Below are 3,556 nucleotides of genomic sequence, written 5' to 3'. Positions count from 1 at the left end.
TGCACCTGCGCCTGCACCTGCACCTGCACCTGCACCTGCACCTGCACCTGCACCTGCACCTGCACCTGCACCTGCACCTGCACCCGCAGCGTCGCCAGCGCCAGCGCCTGCGCCTGCGACCGGCCCCCGCCCCACCCCGCCTAAGAGCCCGCCGCCCACCCCCGTGGCGCTCACCCCCGACGATGCGGCTCACCTCGCCGCCGAGCGCGCGCTGCTGGTCGTGAAGCTGCTGGACGCGCCGCGCGAAGGCCAGGCGGGCCGGGTGCTGGTCACCGTGCCGCAAGAGCTGGTGCGCCAGTCGGGCGGCTTCAGCTTCGACCTGCCGGACGAGCTGCAGCAGCCGCTGCGCGAAGGTGCCCCGCACAGCGTGAACACGGCCGATGGCGGCCCGCTGCCCGTCTGGCTTCGCCTGGTGGCGGCCAACGGTCGATTCGTGGCCGAGCGGGTGCCGCAGCAGGGCCTGCCGCTGGAGCTGCTGATCGTCATCAATGGCCAGCGCAGCGCACTGGTCATCCAGTGGCAAAAGGCCAGCCGGCACTGAAGGCCACCCCTGCCGCGCCCGATGGGATCGCCCCCGGCAGGGGGCGCTGTTACAAGGGCCCGGCAGTTCACCCGTCCGCTCCACGCCGGCTGTCTCCAAGGCGTGGATTCCTGAACCGCATGCGCCTGACCCCCGGGCGCTGGAGACCCGATTGAACACTCGACGTATTCGCCATGGGCTGCTGGGCGCGTTGTGCGCTGCCTTCTCGCCGCTGGCCCTGGCGCAGACCGATGCCGGCGCGCTGCTGCGGCAAAGCGAACCCCGCCCCGCCGAACTGCCCGGCCGCGCGCCGGTGCTCACCGCGCCAGGGTCACCGGCGGCGGCGCCCGCCGCTGCGGGCCCGCGCTTTGAACTGCAGTCCATCGTGCCCGAGGGCAACACCTTGCTCAGCCGCGAAGAGCTCGACGCGGTGGTGGCCCCCTGGCTGGGCCAGCGCGTGGGCCTGGCCGAGCTGCAGCAGGCCGCGGCCGCGGTGCAGCAGGCCTATGCCGACCGTGGCTGGCTGGTGCAGGCCTACTTGCCTAGACAAGACGTGAGCAGCGGCCGCGTGACCCTGCGCATCGTCGAAGCGCGCTTTGGTGGTGTGCGGCTGGAAGGTGAGCCCGGCCGCTTCGACCCCGCCCGGGCCCGCGCCATCGTGGAAGCGGCGCAGCCGCCCGGGGCCATGTTCAACCAGCGGGCGCTGGACCGCGGCCTGATGCTGGTGGACGACCTGCCGGGCGTGAGCATGTCGGCCAGCCTGCAGCCGGGCGAGCGCGAAGCCGACACCGCACTGGCGCTGCGCCTGAGCGACACGCCCACCTTCAGCGGCGACCTGGGCGCCGACAACGCCGGTGGCCGCGCCACCGGCACCGGGCGCCTCTATGCCACGCTGCGGCTCGATGGCCCGCTGGGCCGGGGCGAGCAGTTCAGCAGCACGCTGCTGCACACCCAGGGCAACGATTACCTGCGCCTGGGCGCCAGCCTGCCGGTGGGTGTGCAGGGCTGGCGGCTGGGGGCCAACGTGTCGGCGCTGCGCTATGAGCTCACGCATGCCGACTTCAACGCGCTGCAAAGCCGCGGCCGATCGAGCACCGCGGGCGTGGACGCCAGCTACCCGATCGTGCGGGCGCGCGACCGCAACCTGTACCTGCAGCTGTCGGCCGAGCGGCGGCAGTTCAGCAACGAAGCCAACGGCCAGCGGGTCAGCCGCTACCACGTGGACGCGGGCACGCTGGGGCTGTCGGGCAACCTGTTCGACGGCACGGGCGGCAGTACCGGTGCGGCGCTGGCCTTGGGCCTGGGCCGGGTGAACCTCAATGGCTCACCCAACCAGGCCGCCGATGCGGCCAGCGTGGGCACCGCCGGCGGCTATGCCCGGCTGCGCTACAGCCTGAGCCGGCTGCAGCCTTTGAATGGCTGGCTGGCCGGGTATGCCGCGCTGGCGGGGCAGTTCGCCGACGGCAACCTCGACTCTTCAGAGCGGCTGTACCTGGGCGGCCCGCAGGGTGTGCGGGCCTATCCGGTGAACGAAGGGGGCGGCAGCGCCGGCTCGCTGCTCAACCTGGAACTGCGGGCCACGCTGGCGCCGCAGTGGCAACTGATCGGCTTTTACGACCGCGGCCAGGTGCGTGTGAACGTGGACAACCGGCAGGTGGGTGCCAGCCCCAACCACTATGTGCTGCAAGGCGCGGGTGCCACGCTGGTCTGGCGTGGCCCGCAGGCCAGCGAGCTGCGGCTGACCTGGGCGCGGCGCCTGGGGCACAACCCCAATGCGACGTCCACCGGGCAGGACCAGGACGGTTCGCACCAGCGCAACCGCCTGTGGCTGCAGGCCGCGATCGCGTTCTGAGTCAGCGGCGCTGCAGGCTCAGCTGGTCCAGCCGGTCCAGGAAGCCGTCGGCGTCCACCTCGCGCACCGGCTCGCCGTGGTTGTAGCCGTAGGTCATCAGCAGCACCGGGCAGCCGGCGGCGCGGGCGGCCTGGGCGTCGTTGGCCGAGTCGCCGATCATCAACGTGTGCCCCGGTGCGGTGCCCAGTGCTTCGCAGGTCTTGACCAGCGGCAGTGGGTCGGGCTTCTTGCGCTCGAAGCTGTCGCCGCCGAAGACGAAGGCGAAGTGACCGTCGAGCCCCTTGCTGGCCAGCAGCGGCTTGGCGAAAGACAGCGGCTTGTTGGTCAGGCAGGCCAGCTTCAGGCCGGCGGCGCGCAATTGCTGCAGGCCTTCGGCCACGCCCGGAAACACGTCGGCATGCTGGCCGTTGATGCCGAGATAGTGGTGCTGGTAGCGCTGCCAGGCATGCTCGAACATCGCCTGCGACGGCGGCTCGCCGGCCGACTGCGCCAGCGTGTGGCGGATCAGGTGCTCGCTGCCCTTGCCGATGGTGCGCTCGATGAAAGCACGCTCCACATGCGGCAGGCCGATGTCGTCGAGCATGCCGGTGAGCGCGACCACGAAGTCGCCCAGGGTGTCGACCATCGTGCCGTCGAGGTCGACGATGGCGGCTTGGAGAGAGGTGGGGTTGAACGGCATAGGGCGCCGACCATACCGCAAGCCCGCGCCGGACGCGTCCTACGGGGCTGCCCGCCATCGGCTGCGCCCAGGCGTCGGGCTTGGCTTGCAGTGCACGGCCCGGGCCGCGCCTAGCCTTCAGGGTGAGACCACAACGCCTTGGAGACGACATGAGCGCCTTTGCTCCCCATGCCCTGCCGCTGCTGCGGCGCGCCGCTGTCGTGGCAGCCACCTGCCTGGCCAGCGTCGCCGTCCACGCGGCGGAACCGGCCAAGCCGGCCGCCTCGCGCACCGAGGCCGAGCGCGCCGCCTGCCTCAACGGCAGCTCGCAGCAAGACCGCGCCACCTGCCTGAAGGAAGTGGGCGCCGCCCAGGACGAACGCCGCCGCGGCACGCTGGACGACGGCCAGCAAGGCCGCTACGACCAGAACGCCCGCCAGCGCTGCCAGACGCTGCCCGGCGACCAGCAGGCCGATTGCCTGCGCCGCGCCAACGGCCTGGGTGAACAAAGCGGCAGCGTGGCCGG

At 72.1% G+C, this 3,556-nt stretch carries 5 protein-coding genes; 4 read left to right on the top strand and 1 reads right to left on the bottom strand.

Features of this window, described 5'->3' with window-relative positions:
• The 3 genes from ABNT58_RS28965 to ABNT58_RS28955 all read left to right on the top strand — a co-directional run.
• Positions 1-224 (top strand): hypothetical protein (locus ABNT58_RS28965; protein WP_348756808.1); only part of this gene is annotated, 224 nt, incomplete at its 5' end.
• Entirely contained in the window at positions 164-541 is a 378-nt protein-coding gene (locus ABNT58_RS28960; protein WP_348756807.1) for a hypothetical protein, read from the top strand. The genes ABNT58_RS28965 and ABNT58_RS28960, both read left to right, overlap by 61 nt.
• A 151-nt stretch (positions 542-692) precedes the next feature.
• A complete protein-coding gene (locus ABNT58_RS28955) occupies positions 693-2,372 on the top strand; it encodes a ShlB/FhaC/HecB family hemolysin secretion/activation protein (protein WP_348756806.1) in 1,680 nt (559 codons plus the stop codon).
• A 1-nt stretch (position 2,373) separates the two neighbouring features.
• Here ABNT58_RS28955 and gph read toward each other — a convergent pair whose 3' ends face one another.
• On the bottom strand, positions 2,374-3,051 hold the full coding sequence (gene gph, locus ABNT58_RS28950; protein WP_348756805.1) for a phosphoglycolate phosphatase: 678 nt from the start codon (positions 3,049-3,051) through the stop codon (positions 2,374-2,376).
• Positions 3,052-3,200: 149 nt separating this feature from the next.
• On the opposite strand from gph, the gene ABNT58_RS28945 reads away from it, so the two are divergent.
• On the top strand, positions 3,201-3,556 hold a 356-nt coding region (locus tag ABNT58_RS28945), incomplete at its 3' end, for a hypothetical protein (RefSeq protein WP_348756804.1).

This window comes from uncultured Aquincola sp. (assembly GCF_964001545.1).
GTDB lineage: Bacteria > Pseudomonadota > Gammaproteobacteria > Burkholderiales > Burkholderiaceae_C > Aquincola.
The sequence above is the reverse complement of the archived record's forward strand: the minus strand, read 5'-3'. Positions and strand labels throughout refer to the sequence as shown.